The following is a 16,861-nucleotide window of genomic DNA, read 5'->3' as shown; positions in this document are numbered from 1 at the left end:
CCCAAGGCGATAACAGATGACTATGCAAATCCGAGTTGAACATCTCAGTAAAACCTTTGTGCTGCACCAGCAGTACGGCACCCGCCTGCCGGTGCTGCACGACGCCAACCTGACGGTCCACGGCGGCGAATGCGTGGTGCTGCACGGCCACTCCGGCAGCGGCAAATCCACCCTGCTGCGCTCGCTGTACGCCAATTACCTGCCGGACAGCGGCCATATCTGGATCAACCACCAGGGCGACTGGCTGGACATGGTCAGCGCCGACGCGCGCCAAATTCTGGCGGTGCGCCGCCATACGCTGGGCTGGGTCAGCCAGTTCCTGCGGGTGATCCCGCGCATCAGCGCGCTGGAGGTGGTGATGCAGCCGCTGCTGGAACAGGGCGTCGAACGCGCCGAGTGCCGTGAACGCGCCGAAGCGCTGCTCGCTGCGCTCAACGTGCCGCAGCGCCTGTGGCCGCTGGCGCCGTCCACCTTCTCCGGCGGCGAGCAGCAGCGGGTGAACATCGCGCGCGGCTTTATCGTCGATTACCCCATTCTGTTGCTGGACGAACCGACCGCCTCGCTCGACAGCCGCAACAGCGCGGCGGTGGTGCAGCTTATCGAACGCGCCAAGGCGCGCGGCGCGGCGATCGTCGGCATTTTTCACGATGAAGGCGTCCGCCGACAGGTCGCCGACCGGCTTTATGACATGCAGGCGCCGCAGGCGCTGGAGGCCCTCTGATGATCGTCAATAACGTTAAGCTGGTGCTGGATGACCAGGTGGTGCAAGGCTCGCTGGAGATGCAGGACGGCGTGATCCGCAGCTTCGCCGACGGCCCGAGCCGGCTGCCGCAGGCGCTGGACGGCGACGGCGGCTGGCTGCTGCCGGGGCTGATCGAACTGCATACCGACAACCTGGACAAGTTCTTTACCCCGCGCCCGAACGTTGACTGGCCGGCCCATTCGGCGATGAGCAGCCACGACGCGCTGATGGTGGCCAACGGCATCACCACGGTACTGGACGCGGTGGCGATCGGCGACGTGCGCGACGGCGGCCACCGGCTGGAAAACCTGCAGAAGATGATCGACGCGGTGATCCACAGCCAGCGCGCCGGGGTGAACCGCGCCGAGCACCGGCTGCACCTGCGCTGCGAGCTGCCGCACGAGAGCACGCTGCCGCTGTTCGAACAGCTGATGGACAAGCCGGGCGTGTCGCTGGTGTCGCTGATGGACCACTCGCCGGGCCAGCGCCAGTTCGCCTCGCGCGAAAAATACCGCGAATATTATCAGGGCAAATACCACCTCAACGACCAGCAGATGAGCGAGTACGAGGAACAGCAGGTCGCCCTGTCCGCCCGCTGGGCCGCGCCGAACCGCGAGGCGATCGCCGCCCACTGTCGCGCGCGCCGCATCTCGTTGGCCAGCCATGACGACGCCACCGCCGCGCACGTGGCCGAGTCCTGCGCGCTGGGCAGCGCCATTGCCGAGTTCCCCACCACCGAAGCGGCCGCCCGCGCCTCGCACCAGCAGGGCCTGCAGGTGCTGATGGGCGCGCCGAACATCGTGCGCGGCGGTTCCCACTCCGGCAACGTGGCGGCGCACCACCTGGCGGCGCTGGGGGTGCTGGATATTCTCTCTTCCGATTATTACCCGGCCAGCCTGCTGGACGCGGCGTTTCGCCTCGCGGCGGACGAACGCAACGCCTACGATCTGCCCCAGGCGGTGCGCATGATCACCCGCAACCCGGCGCGGGCGCTGGATCTGCAGGATCGCGGCACCATTGCCGAAGGACTGCGGGCGGATCTGGTGCTGGCGCGGCCGCACGGTGAGCACGTTTACGTGCAGAACGTGTGGCGCCAGGGCAGGCAGGTGTTCTGATGGCGCGGCTCATTTATCTGATGGGGCCTTCCGGCGCAGGCAAGGACAGCCTGCTGGCCGCGCTGCGGGCCGACGCCGACCGCGCGCCGCTGGTGGCCCACCGTTACATCACCCGGCCGGCGGACGCCGGCTGCGAGAATCACATCGCGCTGAACGAACCGGAATTTCTGCGCCGCCGCGCCAAGGGGCTGTTCGCGCTCGACTGGCAGGCGCACCAGCAGCGCTACGCGTTCGGGATCGAAGTGGATCTTTGGCTGCTGCAAGGGATCGACGTGGCGGTCAACGGTTCGCGCGCCCACCTGCCGCAGGCGCAGCAGCGCTATGGTGCGCAGCTGCTGCCGGTGTGCCTGCAGGTCAGCACCGCGATCCTGCGCCGGCGCCTGCAGGATCGCGGGCGGGAAAACGCCGAACAGATCGAGCAGCGGCTGGCGCGGGCGGCGGAATATCAGCAGAGTCTGCCCGCCGGCTGCCGGGTGCTGCACAACGATGGTCCACTCGACGACACCCTGGCGGCGCTGCTGGCGCTGCTGCCTACCGCCACCCGACAAGCTCAGGACGCAACGCCATGAACGACTTTGCCCAGCCGAAAATCGGCGACAACGTGACCCTTAACCGCACCCGGCTCGGCCAATATGTGCATCTGGCCGACGATGCGATCCTGGAAGAAGTGGAGATAGGGGACTACTCCTATACCGCCGGGCACAACCAGATTTTTTACGCCACTATCGGCAAGTTCGTCTCCATCGCCTCCTATGCGCGCATCAATCCCGGCAACCACCCGACCTACCAGCGTATCGCGCAGCACCACTTTACCTACCGCGCCTCCGAATACGGGCTGGGGGAAGACGACGCGGCGTTCTTCGACTGGCGGCGCGAGCACCACGTCACCGTCGGCCACGACGTGTGGATCGGCCATAACGCCATCCTGATGCCGGGCGTCAGCGTCGGCAACGGCGCGGTGATCGGCAGCGCGGCGGTGGTCACCAAGGACGTGGAGCCTTACAGCATCGTCGCCGGCGTGGCGGCCAAGAAGATCGGCATGCGCTTTGACGACGCGCTGATAGAACGCATCGAACGCAGCCAGTGGTGGCACTGGGATCACGCCACGCTGCAGGCGCGGCTGGCGGATTTTCGCGACATCAACCGCTTCGCGGAGAAATACCTTTAACGGAGGGGGAGCGATGCAACTGACCTTTCTCGGCACCGGCGGCGCGCAGCAAGTGCCGGTGTTCGGCTGCGACTGCCTGATCTGCCAACGGGCGCGGCGCGAGCCGGCATTTCGACGGCGAGCGTGCAGCGCCATGCTTAACTATCAGGGGGAAACGACCTTATTGGATGCGGGATTACCGGCTTTGGAGCGGCGATTTTCGGCGGGGCAAATTCAACGTTTTTTACTGACACATTACCACATGGATCACGTTCAGGGGTTATTTCCTTTGCGTTGGGGGTGCGGAAATTCCATTCCGGTGTATGGCCCGCCGGATGAACAGGGCTGCGACGACCTGTTCAAACACCCCGGCATTCTGGCGTTTCAGCCGCCGCTGGCGCCCTTCGCCACCGTCGAACTGGGCGGCATGCGCATCACCCCGCTGCCGCTGCAACACTCCAAACTGACCCACGGCTATCTGATCCAGGCGGCGGGCGCTGCGCTGGCCTACCTGACCGACACCGTCGGCCTACCGCCGGCCACCGCCGACTATCTGCAAAACGTGGCGCTGGATCTTCTGGTGCTCGATTGCAGCCTGCCGCCGCAGCCGCAGGCGCCGCGCAACCACAACGACCTGACCCGCGCGCAGGAGACGCAGCGGTTGCTGCAGCCCAAACGCACGTTGCTGACGCACATCAGCCATCATCTCGATCTGTGGCTGCTGGACAACGAACTGCCCGCCGGGCTGGAGCTGGCGTTCGATCATCTCAGCGTCAGCCTCGGTAGCAGTGCAGCCGATCCGACTCCAGCACCCTGACCCCTTCGCCCGGCGTGAACGCCTGCTGCAGCAGCGTTTGCGCCACGTCTTTGGCGGAAACGGCGCGCCATTTGCCGGGCAGCAGCCTGAACAGCGGCAGCGTGAGGCGCTCCATCAGGCGCGGCGCGGGGCGATCCCCCACCAGCATGGAAGGCCGCACCAGCGTCAGGCGCGGCCAGTGCTGTTCGCGCAGCGCCTGCTCCATCTCGCCTTTGGTGCGGTTATACAGGAAGGTGGAATCCGCGTTGGCGCCCAACGCGCTCACCACCAGACAGTGCCGCGCCCCCAAGCGGCGGCCGGTCAGCGCGCTCTCCACCACCAGTTGATAATCGACGTAGCGGAAGGCATCGGCGCTGCCCGCCGCCCGGCGGGTGGTGCCCAGGCAGCAGAACACCAGATCGACCGGCTGCTGCAGGCCGCTCAGCAGCTCGAACAACGCATCGCCGACCGGGTTGGTCAGCTTGCCGTGCGGCGGCAGCGGCGTGCGCGTCGGCGCCACGATGGCCGTTATCTGCGGATCGCTTTGCAACAGCTGCAGCAACTCGCGCCCCACCAGCCCGGTTGCGCCGACTAACAGTGCTCGCGCCATGCAATCTCCCGTTGTAATCAATACGTCGACTTAAAGTATAGACCGCGCCCAATGCAGCTTCTTGCCGAAGCCGAGGGTGTTGTCGGTCATCTTCACCTCGTGCAGATCCAGCCGCCAAACCGAGGCTTTCATCGCCCTGGCGATCGGGAAGCGCTTGCAGTAACGCGCGCGCGCCGCCTCGGCTTCTTCGCCGCTCAGCAGCACCGCCTCGGCGCGATACTGCACGCCGCGGATCAGCGCGATGCTTTTCGGCTTCGGCGCGATGGTGCCGACCACCCGGCCGTTGTTCAGCATCAGCCCGCCGTGGCGGGTGTGCGGTTCGGTCATCAGCCACAGCGCCATCGCCGCGGCGTCGAACACGTAAAAACAGTTGGCGCACCACATGTCGAGGCCGTCGCCGGCGCACAGCGTCAAGACGTGTTGTTTGCCGATGAAATCCGCAATCTGCTGCCGTTGTTCTGGGGTATTCAAGGTTACTCGCCTCCCTGTTCACTCACTTCATCTTACCCTGCGTTGTTGAGGCGAGTCACAAATAACGATAATCATCAAAAAACCAAATTGAATATAAAAACACAATAAATGCATTTTTATTAACTTAGGCCCGAAAAAGATTTATAACATAAAAAATACAAGACGGATTTATTTGATCATTATGCAACCGCTTATTCGACCGGTTCTTTTATTCCCATCCTGACGATACGCAAATTTAGCGCACCCGACCGGAGTCGATTAGCAATTCGTTTACAAGCCCGTTGGCCCACCTGAACGCTGTTTATGCAACTCATTGCATAATCAATGAATAGTTATTTATAAACACCGGCATTTATGTGACATTCATCACGATTTTTAGCCAACCTTGCGTTAAAATAGCGCCATCTTTTCACTCAGCAAGGTGGATTAGAAAATGGAAAACAATAACCGCAAAATGGCGCATATCAGGCGCACAACCCATATTATGATGATGGCTCATCGCAGCTGCTTTAGCTTCGCATTCTTCAACTACAGATAACCCTCTCCCCTCGCTCTTACGCTGTTGATAAGAGTGTCATTGCGTTTTTATTTATTCTCCGCACGCCGGTGATAATATCGCTTTCTCGCTAACCGGGAAGGACACGCAATTCATTCTTAATTTCGGCCAAGCGCATCCAAGCTAAATAAAACAACGAACACAGTTAATGCCTTTCGGCATCGCTGGGTTCTCGCACACCTTTATTTTCGTGAAGGCGTTAGCGGCAAATGGAATTATTTGCCGACGGACTGCCTTTGCCTGAAGAATGAGAAAAATGAAAAAATTAAAAATTGCCGCCAACACCCAAACCCTCGGCTGCTTTGAAACTGAACGCGACATCGTCGATGTGCATCACAGCGATTTCAATGACGTCGCCGCCATCGTGCTGTCGGTAGACGACGTCACGCACGGCATGGTGGCGCGCATTGAAGAGCACGGCCTGAACATTCCGCTGTTCGTCGCCGTCTGCTGCGAAGAAGAGCTGGATAACGCCGTATTGCCGGCGCTGCATGGCGTGTTTGAGCTGTGCGGCAAGAATACCCAGTTCTACGGCAAACAGCTGGAGGCCGCCGCCGCCAAATATGAGAGTGAGCTGCTGCCGCCGTTCTTCAATACGCTGACGCAGTACGTGGAAATGGGCAACGCCACCTTCGCCTGCCCCGGCCACCAGGGCGGCGAGTTCTTCCGTAAACATCCGGCGGGCCGCCAGTTCTTCGACTTCTACGGCGAAACGCTTTTCCGCTCCGATATGTGCAATGCCGACGTCAAACTGGGCGACCTGTTGATCCACGAAGGCGCGCCTTGCGCCGCGCAGCAGCACGCCGCCAAGGTGTTCAATGCCGACAAGACCTACTTCGTGCTCAACGGCACCTCGGCCTCGAACAAGGTGGCGACCAACGCCCTGCTGACGCGCGGCGATCTGGTGCTGTTCGACCGCAACAACCATAAATCCAACCACCACGGCGCGTTGATCCAGGCCGGCGCCACGCCGGTGTATCTGGAAACCGCCCGCAACCCGTTCGGCTTTATCGGCGGCATCGACGCGCACTGCTTCGACGAACGCTACCTGCGCCAACAGATCCGCGAAGTGGCGCCGGAACGCGCCAACGAAGCCCGCCCGTTCCGCCTGGCGATCATCCAGCTCGGCACCTACGACGGCACCATCTACAACGCCCGCCAGGTGGTCGACAAGATTGGCCACCTGTGCGACTACATCCTGTTCGACTCCGCCTGGGTGGGCTATGAGCAGTTCATTCCGATGATGAAAGACTGCTCGCCGCTGCTGCTGGAGCTGAACGAAAACGATCCCGGCATCATCGTCACCCAGTCGGTGCACAAACAGCAGGCCGGCTTCTCACAAACCTCGCAGATCCACAAAAAAGACAAGCACATCAAGGGGCAGAGCCGCTACTGCAACCACAAGCGCTTCAACAACGCCTTCATGCTGCACGCCTCTACCAGCCCGTTCTACCCGCTGTTCGCCGCGCTGGACGTCAACGCCAAGATGCACGAGGGCAAAAGCGGCCAGCGTCTGTGGCAGGAGTGCGTGCGCGTGGGGATCGAAGCGCGCAAAATGCTGCTGGATACCTGTACGATGATCAAACCGTTCGTGCCGGATCAGATCGACGGCAAGCCGTGGCAGGCCTATGACACCGCGGCGATGGCCAACGATCTGCGCTTCTTCAACTTCGTGCCCGGCGAGAAATGGCACGCCTTTGAGGGCTATGCCGAATCGCAGTACTTCGTCGATCCGTGCAAACTGCTGCTCACCACGCCGGGCATCGATACCGCCACCGGCAGCTACAGCGAGTTCGGCATCCCGGCGACCATTCTGGCCAACTACCTGCGTGAAAACGGCATCGTGCCGGAAAAATGCGATCTCAACTCGATCCTGTTCCTGCTGACGCCGGCGGAAGACATCGCCAAGATGCAGCATCTGGTGGCCCTGATCGCCCGCTTCGAGCAGCACATCGAGCAAAACTCCCTGCTCAGCGAGGTGCTGCCTGCGGTCTATAAAAACCACCAGCAGCGCTACAAAAACTACACCATCCGCCAGCTGTGCCAGGAAATGCACGACCTTTACGTCAGCTACGACGTTAAAGAACTGCAAAAAGAGATGTTCCGAAAAAGTTATTTCCCGCGCGTGGTGATGAATCCGCAGGACGCCAATACCGAGTTCGTGCGCGGCAATGTGGAATTGGTCTCGCTGGCTAAAGCCGAGGGCCGCATCGCCGCCGAAGGCGCCCTGCCTTACCCTCCTGGCGTGCTGTGCGTGGTGCCCGGTGAAATTTGGGGCGGCGCCGCGCAGCGTTATTTCCTGGCACTGGAAGAAGGCATCAACTTATTGCCGGGATTCGCGCCGGAATTGCAGGGCGTTTATATCCAACAGGATGAGGACGGTTGGAACCGCGCTTACGGCTACGTCATGAAAAATTAATCACCTTACGGGGCGGCGATGATTCTCGCCGCCCGGATCGCATCCTAAAAGAGAAAATGATCATGAGTAAGTCCAATAATAAAATGGGGGTCGTGCAATTAACGATCCTGACCGCCGTGAATATGATGGGTTCCGGCATAATTATGCTGCCGACCAAGCTGGCCGAAGTGGGCACGATTTCGATCGTTTCCTGGCTGGTGACCGCCGTCGGCTCGATGGCGCTGGCCTACGCCTTCGCCAAATGCGGCATGTTCAGCCGTAAATCCGGCGGCATGGGCGGCTACGCCGAATACGCCTTCGGCAAATCGGGCAACTTTATGGCGAACTACACCTACGGCGTTTCGCTGCTGATCGCCAACATCGCCATCGCCATTTCCGCCGTCGGCTACGGCACCGAGCTGTTCGACACCACCCTCAGCCCGCTCGGGATCTGTATCGCCACCATCGGCGTGCTGTGGCTGGCGACCGTCGCCAACTTCGGCGGCGCGCGCATCACCGGCAAAATCAGCGGCATCACTGTCTGGGGCGTGATCATTCCGGTGGTGGGCATCTCGGTCATCGGCTGGTACTGGTTCAGCGGCAGCGCCTACGTCGCCGCCTGGAACCCGCATCAGGTGCCGACCTTCGAAGCCATCGGCGCCTCGATCTCGATGACCCTGTGGGCGTTCCTGGGGCTGGAATCCGCCTGCGCCAACACCGACGTGGTGGAAAACCCGGAGCGCAACGTGCCGATCGCCGTACTGGGCGGCACCCTAAGCGCGGCGGTGATCTATATCATTTCAACCAACGTGATCGCCGGCATCGTGCCGAACATGGATCTGGCCAACTCCACCGCACCGTTCGGGCTGGCGTTCTCCCACATGTTCAACCCGGCGGTCGGCAAGATCATCATGGCGTTGATGGTGATGTCCTGCGTCGGCTCGCTGCTCGGCTGGCAGTTCACCATCGCTCAGGTGTTCAAATCCTCCGCCGACAGCGGCTTCTTCCCGAAAATCTTCTCCAAGCTGAGCAAGGCCGACGCGCCGGTTAAAGGCATGTTGACCATCGTCGTCATCCAGAGCGGCCTGTCGCTGATGACTATCAGCCCGTCGCTGAACAAGCAGTTCAACGTGCTGGTGAACCTGGCGGTGGTGACCAACATCATCCCTTACATCCTGTCGATGGCGGCGCTGGTCATTATTCAGAAAGTGGCGAAGGTGCCGGACAACAAGGCGCGCATCGCCAATATCATCGCCGGCATCGGCGCGCTGTACAGCTTCTACGCGCTCTACAGCTCCGGTGAGGAAGCGATGATGTGGGGCGCCATCGCCACCTTCCTCGGCTGGACGCTGTATGGCATCGTTTCGCCGCGCTTCGAGCTGGCGGGAAAAAAGGGGTAAAGCGATAGGGCACCGGCGGCCGGGGATGGGATTGTGATGACGAACATGCCATCATACGCCGACCCTGGCCACCGAAACGGCGTACGATGACCGACACTTCCCCCACTCCCTGGCACCTCTACATGCTGCGTTTACCGAGCGGCATGCTGTATACCGGCATCACCACCGACGTGGCGCGCCGCCTGGCGCAGCATCAAGCCGGCAAAGGCGCCAAGGCGCTGCGCGGAAAAGGGGAACTGACGCTGGCATTTCACTGCCAGGTGGGGGATCGCTCAACGGCGCTGAAGCTGGAATACCGCGTCAAACAGCTGAGCAAAATACAAAAAGAGCGGCTGGTGAATCACCCGCCGCTGTCGTTGGAGTATCTATTGCCGGTCGTTAAAAGCGATTAAACGGCGCCGAAAAAGCCACTTCGCCGCTGACGCCGTTCAGGGCGTCTTCCGCCAGCGGATACACCTGGAATGCGCTTTCCGTGTCCGGCCAGCGGCAGTTCAGGCCATAGGCGGCGGCCGGTTTAAAACCGAAGCGGCCGTAGTAGGCCGGATCGCCCAGCACCACCACCGCGGCGTAGCTGAATTCGTTCAACGAATCCAAGCCTTCGTACACCAGTTTTTCAGCCAGCCCCTGGCGGCGCAGGCTTTCATCTACCGCCAGCGGCGCCAGCGCCACCCATTGGCGATCTTCGCCGGCCACGTCCACCGGGCTGAACGCGGCGTAACCCACCACCCCGCCTTCGTCGTCAGTGGCGACCACGCCCAGCGTCAGCAGGCCGTCTTCGCGCAGCTGCTGCACCAGATCGGCTTCGTCGTCGCGGCCAAAGGCGCGGCGCAGCAAGGCGTCTATGCCCGCCGCGTCTACCGGGATCTCTACGCGGATCAGCATGATACCGCCACACGGGAAGCCGACGCCGTGCCCTCCTGCAACCCTGCTTCGACAAAATCAGCCAACTGCAACAGCCCCATGCGCAGCGGCACAGGCATGCTTTCCAGCTCGATAGCGTCCATCAAATTTTTCACATACAGGCCCAATTCGGTATCCCCTTCAATCTGCAGCCGACGCTGAAAGAACAGCGTATCCGGATCTTGCTTGCGCGCCGCGATCAGGATCAGATCGTTGGCGTCGCCGCTGAAGCTGACGTCCGCCTCGGCGTGCTGGCTGACCACCAGTTTGTCGTTTTCTACCGTCATAAACCATTGTAGCGCCAGATCGCGAACTTCGATCTTCAGCCAGCGCGATTCGAGAAATTCCAGATCGCCATCCGCCAACGCCTGGCGGAACTGCCAGCTCAGCACCTGTTGCAGCAGCTGACGCTGCAGGGCGAACGGCGTGAATTTCAGCGGGATGCGCAGCAGCGACGGCCCCTGGCGCACAAGGCGTGCTCGTAGTTGTTCCAACACGGTCATCCACTCCTTTCAATACGGACTACCGCTATTTTGCCACACTGGCGCGCGGCTTCAGCGGTCTATATCAACAAATAGTGCATTTCACCGCCATGTTTATCAATACGCCATAAGCTGCCCCAAATCAAAACCTGTGTACGCCCCTTTGCCTAAAATGGCCTCCCCGATTCGCGTTTGCCGGCGGAACACCGCCGTCGGCAACCTTTAAAGACAGCGTGCGCCCGGCCGGGCGCACGGCTAAGCCAGGATAAATCTATGGAGCTGCTTTGTCCCGCCGGCAACCTGCCGGCCCTGAAGGCCGCGGTGGATAACGGCGCCGACGCCGTTTACATCGGTCTGAAAGACGATACCAACGCGCGCCACTTCGCCGGCCTCAACTTCACCGAGAAAAAGCTGCAGGAAGCGGTCGATTACGTGCATCGCCACGGCCGCAAGCTGCATATCGCCATCAACACCTTCGCCCATCCCGACGGCTACGCCCGCTGGCAGCGTGCGGTGGATATGGCGGCCCAGCTGGGCGCCGACGCGCTGATTCTGGCGGATCTGGCGATGCTGGAATACGCCGCCCAGCGCTACCCGCAGCTGGAGCGCCACGTTTCGGTGCAGGCCTCCGCCACCAACGAGGAGGCGATCCGTTTCTACCAGCGCAACTTCGAGGTAGGCCGGGTGGTGCTGCCGCGCGTGCTGTCGATGCATCAGGTGAAACAGCTGGCCCGCACCAGCCCGGTGCCGCTGGAAGTGTTCGCCTTCGGCAGCCTGTGTATCATGGCCGAGGGGCGCTGCTATCTCTCTTCCTACCTGACCGGCGAATCGCCGAACACCGTCGGCGCCTGTTCGCCGGCACGGTTCGTGCGCTGGCAGCAAACCCCGCAGGGCATGGAGTCGCGCCTGAACGACGTGCTGATCGACCGCTATCAGGACCATGAAAACGCCGGCTACCCGACGCTGTGCAAGGGCCGCTATCTGGTGGACGACGTGCGCTACCACGCGCTGGAAGAGCCCACCAGCCTCAATACGCTGGAGCTGCTGCCGGAGCTGCTGGCCGCCAACATCGCCTCGGTGAAGATCGAAGGCCGCCAGCGCAGCCCGGCTTACGTCAGCCAGGTGGCGCGCGTCTGGCGCCAGGCGATCGACCGTTGCCAGGCCGATCCGGCCGCCTACCGCGCCGACGCCGCCTGGATGGAGACGCTGGGCGCGATGTCCGAGGGCACCCAGACCACGCTGGGCGCCTATCACCGCAAATGGCAGTAGCCGGAGGAAACATGAAATACGCACTGGGGCCGGTACTCTACTACTGGCCGAAAAACGACATCGCGGCGTTCTATCAACAGGCAGCGGAGAGCAGCGCCGACATCATTTACCTCGGCGAGAGCGTCTGCACCAAGCGGCGCGAGATGAAGGTCGGCGATTGGCTGGCGCTGGCGCGCGAAATCGCCCGCAGCGGCAAGCAGGTGGTGATCTCCACGCTGGCGCTGCTGCAGGCGCCGTCCGAGCTGAATGAGCTGAAACGCTATGTGGAAAACGGCGAGTTCCTGTTTGAAGCCAACGATCTGGGCGCGGTGAACATGGCGGCGGAACGAGGATTGCCGTTCGTCGCCGGCCATGCGCTGAACTGCTACAACGCCTATACCCTGCGCCTGCTGCGCCGCCAGGGCATGATGCGCTGGTGCATGCCGGTCGAGCTTTCGCGCGACTGGCTGGCCAACCTGCTGACGCAGTGCGACGAGCTGGGGTTCCGCCACGACTTCGAGGTGGAGGTGCTGAGCTACGGCCACCTGCCGCTGGCCTACTCGGCGCGCTGCTTCACCGCCCGCTCGGAGAACCGCGGCAAGGACGAGTGCGAAACCTGCTGCATCAAGTATCCGCAGGGCCGCATGATGCGCTCGCAGGAGCAACAACAGGTGTTCGTGCTCAACGGCATTCAGACCATGAGCGGCTACTGCTACAACCTCGGCAACGAGCTGCCGAGCATGCAGGGGCTGGTGGACATCGTGCGGCTGTCGCCGCAGGGCGCCGAGACGCTGGCGCAAATCGATGCCTTCCGCGCCAACGAACGCGGCGAAAAGCCGCTGGCCTTGACCGATCACGCCGACTGCAACGGCTACTGGCGCCGCGTGGCGGGATTGGAGTTGGTGTCTTAGCGAGGTAAGCGCCGGCGGCGCACTGTCGCCGGCATTGTTTATTTATCAAGATGAATACGGTTATTTCCGCCGTGGAACCAATGGAATAAACTTACACACATCAGGCAGCAGCTTCTGATACCAAAATAAGTAAAAACCGCGATGACCGCATCTACCAAATGTTCTCCGTATGAAATAACACTTAGCGAGGAGAACGAGACAAGTAACATGCTCAACGTTAGCGCCATCATATTACAAAGCGGGCCTAAAATACGTCTATTGGCCATAACCCACCCTCTATTGTTGAAACGGTAAAAGCGATGTTCTCATCACCATCGACACTGCCCATTAACGCTATTGGCGTTTTTATTGCCACCCAAGGCACCACCGTTATTCTTATTATTCCCTGCGGGGCTGTTATCGGCGCAAGAGACCGCCCCCATCAAGCCACCGGCAACCGCCATACCTATCATCCCTGGCGGGCCACCTGAAAAACCGGTAAATGCGCCAATGATGATACCCATTCCAACCTGATTGGCACAGGAGTTTGGTGCACCTCTGCTTGGCCTGTCACGATCGCCGCCGTTATTTCCATCACCACAACCGCCAATCAGTTTCATCTCATCAGAAGTAAGCTCTCTTATTGTTGACATACTCATATCATCCTTTAAATAACACGTTATAATAAAACTAACGCCAACTATTAATTCCCTAAACCGGTCGATAATGACAATTACCAAAGTCAATATAAGAAATTAAATAAAAATAACAATAGACATCCCGCTAAATAAACAACCTTAAACATATCGATAATACGAAATAATAAAGGCGCCGAATATGGCGCCTTTATTGGTTCCCTACGCCCGCCGTTTCCTGAACATCCCGCGCAGCGCCACGCTGTTGCGCAAGAAGGCCACGCCGAAGCCCAGCAGGGTGTAGACCACGCCGAGCACCAGCATCATCATCACGTCGCCCCACACTTCGTTCAGCGACAGCCCCATCTGGTTGACGCCGGCGATCGCCTTGGTGCCCCAGGTGGAGGGAATGCTGTAGGAGATGGCGCGCACCCAGGCCGGCATCGACTGCAGCGGCCAGATGGTGCCGGACAGGTAGAAGATCGGCGTGGTGATGAACGCCAGCGTCAGGTAGATCATCTCGACGCTGCGCAGGCACTCGGTCACCAGCTTGCCCAGCCCCAATACCGCCAGCAGGAACGGGAAGGTCAGCAGCAGCAGTTCGGCGATGTTCGCCGTCTGCCGATAGCCCAATACCCACGGCCACAGCACGAACAGCACGATCGACAGGAACAGCCAGATCGGCAGCAGCGCCGTCAGCCCGCCGAGGTGCGCCGCCAGCGGCGCCTTGCCGCCGGGCATGCTCTTCATGGCGATATTGACGCGGATACAGGCGATCAGCAGCGAGTGCTGCAACAGCATCACCAGCAGGCCGGGGAAGATGATCGCCGCGAAGCTGATGCCGGGGTTAAACACGTCCAGCGTTTGCCCCAGTATCGGCGTCAGCAGTATCTGCGCCTGCCGTTCGCTGAAGCCGCTGCGCAGCAGCAGCCCGTTGTTGTACTCCGTCAGCAGCTGCTGGTAGGCCGCCACCACGTCCTGTTGGATCTGGCCGTTGGCCAGGCGGTTGGTGGCGTCGCCGTACACCGGCACCACGATGTTCTGCCCGCTGAGGATCTTCTTCTCCAGATCCACCGGCATGATGATCACCGCAAACAGCTTGCGCCAGCTGAGATCGCGCTGCGCCTGCTCCAGGCTGTCGTAGGTTTCGATCGCTATCTTGGAGGTGGCGTCCAGTTGGCGGATCAGCTGCCGGCTGGCGGTGCTGTGATCCTGATCGACCACCCCCACCGGCAGATCCCACACCGTGCGGTTGGCGTACACCATGCTCATGATGCACAGCGACAGGATCAGCATCAGCCACACCGGCCGCTCCAGCATGCCGAGCAGCACCTTAACGAAGGTTTGCCAATAGAGCTTCATCCGGCGTTCCCCTCTTTTGCCAGCCGAGCCGGCAGGCGATTGCGCACCAGCAGCGCGGCCACCAGCGGGTAGACCGCCAGCAGCGCACACACGCTGAAAATGGCGCTGGCGTGCACCTGCCGCAGGAACACGTCGAACATCGCGTACAGCGCGTGGGTCAGCGGCTCGATGTTGGAAATGATGCGCGCCGGCAGCGGCATCGACAGCTCAGGCACCGCCATGCCGGAGAAGGTCATCGCGATACTGACCAAAATACCGATCAGGCTGTAGGCGGTGATGGTGCTGCCGGTAAAGGTGTACAGCAGCAGGCCGATGCTCTGCGCTGCCATCACGTAAAACAGGCCGATCATCAGCATAAACAGCGGGTTACCGCTGACGCGGGCGTCAAAGATGCCTACCAGCGCCGCGATCTCCACCATCAGCAGGGTGGTGAAACACAGCGTGTACGGCGCCAGCTTGCCGAGCAGCGCCAGGCTGAACGGCTTGGCCTGCAGCAGCGATTTGCTGCGCGCCAGCACGTAGATCATGCAGGTCACCGCGAACAGCTGCAGCAGATGGATGGTGGCGGCGAACTGCTGGTAATAGATATAGCTGCCGCTGGCGTTGAACAGGCTGCCGTAAGAGAGCGTCACATCCGCCAGCGGCGGCAGCGATTTGCCCATCTCGGTGGCGATGATGCTGCGGGTGCTGGCGTTGATTTCGTTCATCAGGCCGCCAAAGTCCTGGGTGGAGTACAGCCCGGCGCCGTAGAACAGCGCGTTGTAGTACATCACCACGCTAGGCTGTTTGCCCGACAGCGCGTTGGCCTCGAAGTCCGGCGGAATGTACAGCAACGCGTAATCCTGCGCGCTGCGCAGGCGGCTCAGCGACTCCGGCAATCCGCCGCCGTAGGCCTCGACGTGGGCGTGCGACCCGGCGTCCAGCCGCCGGGTCAGCGACTTGGACAGCGGGCTGTGATCGCTGTCCACCACCGAGACCGGCAGATCGAGCAGCGTGCCTTCGGAGAAGTTGCTGCTGATCAGCCCAAACAGGATCAGCGGAAAGATCCAGCTCAGCCAGTGCACCACCGGGCTGCGAAAGGCAACGCGACACTCTTTGTCGAACGCATGACTGAAGCAGCGCCAGCCGGCCCTTACTCTTTCCATTGCCATAAGGTGCTCATCCCCGGACGCAGGCCGTCCACCGGCTGTGACGGATACAGGCGCACTTCGAAGGTTTTCAGGTCGAAGTCGCCGGTGGCGCGGGTGGCGCGTTTGGTGGCGTAATCCCCCAGCGGCGCGATGTAGCGCACCTCGGTGTCGATCATTTTGTCCTTCAGCGCCGGCACCCGCAGCTTGACCTTGTCGCCTTTGCGCACGTGGGCCAGGATGTCTTCGCGCAGGTTAAACACGAAGTAGGCGTCCGGCACCCGGATCAGCGTCACCAGCGGGCTACCGGCGTTCAGCAGCTCGCCCACTTCGGCCGGGATCGGCCCCACTTCGCCGTCCACCGGCGCTTTCACCTGCAGATCGTCGCTCTGCGCCTGGATCTGCAGCAGGTTCTCTTCCGCCGCCCGCAGCGCCGCCGCGTATTGTTGCCGCAGCTCGACGCGGTCGCCGTTGATACCTTCGTCCAGGTTGGCCTTGGCCGCCTGCACCTGCTGGAAGGCGGTGTCGCGCGCCCGGCGCGAAGCGTCCAGCTCGGACTTCGAGATATAGCCCTTGCCGGCCACGCTCAGGTTGCGGTTGTAGTCGTTTTGCGCATTGCGGTACTGCGCTTCGGCCTGCGCCAGGTTGGCGCGCAGGTTGCGGATGCTCTCTTCACGGGTGCCGTGCAGCGACTGATCGAGCTGCGCCTTGGCCTCGTCGCGCGTGGCCTGCGCGGAACGCAGCTGCGCCATCAGTTCGGGGCTGTCGAGCTGGATAATCAGCTGGCCGCTTTTCACGTCGTCGCCACGTTCGATCAGGCGTTCAACCACCCGGCCTTTCGCCTTGGAAGCGACGATCACTTCGGGAGCGTCCACTTCACCCTGCAGTAACAGATCCTGATTGTGCGCGCGGAACAGGACCGCCAATGCGATCGCCACCATCATCAGCAACAGGGTAAACAGCGTCTTTTTTTTCATTATGT

At 61.4% G+C, this 16,861-nt stretch carries 19 protein-coding genes; 11 read left to right on the top strand and 8 right to left on the bottom strand.

Going from position 1 to position 16,861, the window contains the following annotated elements; all coding sequences use genetic code 11:
• Positions 1-16 precede the first annotated feature (16 nt).
• From phnL to phnP, 5 genes are read left to right on the top strand one after another with little or no spacing between them, the layout of a single operon-like run.
• The gene (gene phnL, locus SSARUM_RS02070) at positions 17-721 is read left to right on the top strand and encodes a phosphonate C-P lyase system protein PhnL (protein ID WP_019453319.1); all 705 of its coding nucleotides are present in this window, start codon (positions 17-19) and stop codon (positions 719-721) included.
• Positions 721-1,857, top strand: coding sequence for an alpha-D-ribose 1-methylphosphonate 5-triphosphate diphosphatase (gene phnM / locus SSARUM_RS02065; RefSeq protein ID WP_004933428.1), 1,137 nt, complete (start codon positions 721-723; stop codon positions 1,855-1,857). Before phnL ends, phnM begins: the two co-directional genes overlap by 1 nt.
• The gene (gene phnN / locus SSARUM_RS02060; protein WP_060388192.1) at positions 1,857-2,426 is read left to right on the top strand and encodes a ribose 1,5-bisphosphokinase; all 570 of its coding nucleotides are present in this window, start codon (positions 1,857-1,859) and stop codon (positions 2,424-2,426) included. Before phnM ends, phnN begins: the two co-directional genes overlap by 1 nt.
• Positions 2,423-3,025 (top strand): DapH/DapD/GlmU-related protein, encoded by a 603-nt coding sequence (locus SSARUM_RS02055; RefSeq protein WP_060388193.1) that lies wholly within the window; start codon positions 2,423-2,425, stop codon positions 3,023-3,025. The genes phnN and SSARUM_RS02055 overlap by 4 nt, the downstream gene beginning before the upstream one ends.
• Positions 3,026-3,038: 13 nt before the next feature.
• Entirely contained in the window at positions 3,039-3,821 is a 783-nt protein-coding gene (gene phnP, locus SSARUM_RS02050) for a phosphonate metabolism protein PhnP (RefSeq protein ID WP_033641671.1), read from the top strand.
• Here the strand turns inward: phnP and SSARUM_RS02045 are convergent.
• A complete protein-coding gene (locus SSARUM_RS02045; RefSeq protein ID WP_060430740.1) occupies positions 3,778-4,410 on the bottom strand; it encodes an NAD(P)H-binding protein in 633 nt (210 codons plus the stop codon). The genes phnP and SSARUM_RS02045 overlap by 44 nt on opposite strands.
• A 30-nt stretch (positions 4,411-4,440) precedes the next feature.
• Entirely contained in the window at positions 4,441-4,881 is a 441-nt protein-coding gene (locus SSARUM_RS02040; RefSeq protein ID WP_033648653.1) for a YhbP family protein, read from the bottom strand.
• A gap of 433 nt (positions 4,882-5,314) precedes the next feature.
• Here SSARUM_RS02040 and speFL point away from each other — a divergent pair, with 433 nt between their 5' ends.
• From speFL to SSARUM_RS02020, 4 genes are all read left to right on the top strand, one after another.
• Entirely contained in the window at positions 5,315-5,419 is a 105-nt protein-coding gene (gene speFL / locus SSARUM_RS02035) for a leader peptide SpeFL (RefSeq protein WP_004933443.1), read from the top strand.
• Between the two features lie 274 nt (positions 5,420-5,693).
• On the top strand, positions 5,694-7,856 hold the full coding sequence (speF, locus tag SSARUM_RS02030) for an ornithine decarboxylase SpeF (protein WP_033648654.1): 2,163 nt from the start codon (positions 5,694-5,696) through the stop codon (positions 7,854-7,856).
• A gap of 62 nt (positions 7,857-7,918) precedes the next feature.
• Positions 7,919-9,235, top strand: a complete 1,317-nt coding sequence (potE, locus tag SSARUM_RS02025) for a putrescine-ornithine antiporter (RefSeq protein ID WP_060430916.1) — start codon at positions 7,919-7,921, stop codon at positions 9,233-9,235.
• Between the two features lie 86 nt (positions 9,236-9,321).
• Entirely contained in the window at positions 9,322-9,627 is a 306-nt protein-coding gene (locus SSARUM_RS02020; protein ID WP_139291246.1) for a GIY-YIG nuclease family protein, read from the top strand.
• Here the strand turns inward: SSARUM_RS02020 and SSARUM_RS02015 are convergent.
• Positions 9,614-10,117 carry a GNAT family N-acetyltransferase gene (locus SSARUM_RS02015; RefSeq protein ID WP_033648656.1) on the bottom strand — a complete coding sequence of 168 codons (504 nt, stop codon included), beginning with the start codon at positions 10,115-10,117 and terminating at the stop codon, positions 9,614-9,616. The genes SSARUM_RS02020 and SSARUM_RS02015 overlap by 14 nt on opposite strands.
• On the bottom strand, positions 10,111-10,632 hold the full coding sequence (gene ubiT / locus SSARUM_RS02010) for a ubiquinone anaerobic biosynthesis accessory factor UbiT (RefSeq protein ID WP_049195795.1): 522 nt from the start codon (positions 10,630-10,632) through the stop codon (positions 10,111-10,113). The genes SSARUM_RS02015 and ubiT overlap by 7 nt, the downstream gene beginning before the upstream one ends.
• Positions 10,633-10,890: 258 nt before the next feature.
• Here ubiT and ubiU point away from each other — a divergent pair, with 258 nt between their 5' ends.
• Positions 10,891-11,886, top strand: a complete 996-nt coding sequence (ubiU, locus tag SSARUM_RS02005; RefSeq protein WP_015376422.1) for a ubiquinone anaerobic biosynthesis protein UbiU — start codon at positions 10,891-10,893, stop codon at positions 11,884-11,886.
• An 11-nt stretch (positions 11,887-11,897) separates the two neighbouring features.
• Positions 11,898-12,776, top strand: coding sequence for a U32 family peptidase (locus tag SSARUM_RS02000; RefSeq protein WP_060430738.1), 879 nt, complete (start codon positions 11,898-11,900; stop codon positions 12,774-12,776).
• A gap of 308 nt (positions 12,777-13,084) precedes the next feature.
• Here the strand turns inward: SSARUM_RS02000 and SSARUM_RS01995 are convergent, their stop codons facing one another.
• The 4 genes from SSARUM_RS01995 to SSARUM_RS01980 form a co-directional block, all read right to left on the bottom strand.
• On the bottom strand, positions 13,085-13,408 hold the full coding sequence (locus SSARUM_RS01995) for a hypothetical protein (RefSeq protein WP_101456613.1): 324 nt from the start codon (positions 13,406-13,408) through the stop codon (positions 13,085-13,087).
• Between the two features lie 204 nt (positions 13,409-13,612).
• Entirely contained in the window at positions 13,613-14,752 is a 1,140-nt protein-coding gene (locus SSARUM_RS01990) for an ABC transporter permease (protein WP_060422934.1), read from the bottom strand.
• A complete protein-coding gene (locus SSARUM_RS01985) occupies positions 14,749-15,903 on the bottom strand; it encodes an ABC transporter permease (RefSeq protein WP_033636832.1) in 1,155 nt (384 codons plus the stop codon). Before SSARUM_RS01985 ends, SSARUM_RS01990 begins: the two co-directional genes overlap by 4 nt.
• A complete protein-coding gene (locus SSARUM_RS01980; RefSeq protein WP_033636831.1) occupies positions 15,885-16,856 on the bottom strand; it encodes an HlyD family secretion protein in 972 nt (323 codons plus the stop codon). The genes SSARUM_RS01985 and SSARUM_RS01980 overlap by 19 nt, the downstream gene beginning before the upstream one ends.
• Positions 16,857-16,861 lie beyond the last annotated feature (5 nt).

Source organism: Serratia sarumanii (assembly GCF_029962605.1).
GTDB lineage: Bacteria > Pseudomonadota > Gammaproteobacteria > Enterobacterales > Enterobacteriaceae > Serratia > Serratia sarumanii.
Note: the sequence above shows the minus strand (reverse complement) of the source record. Positions and strands in the feature narration are given on the sequence as shown.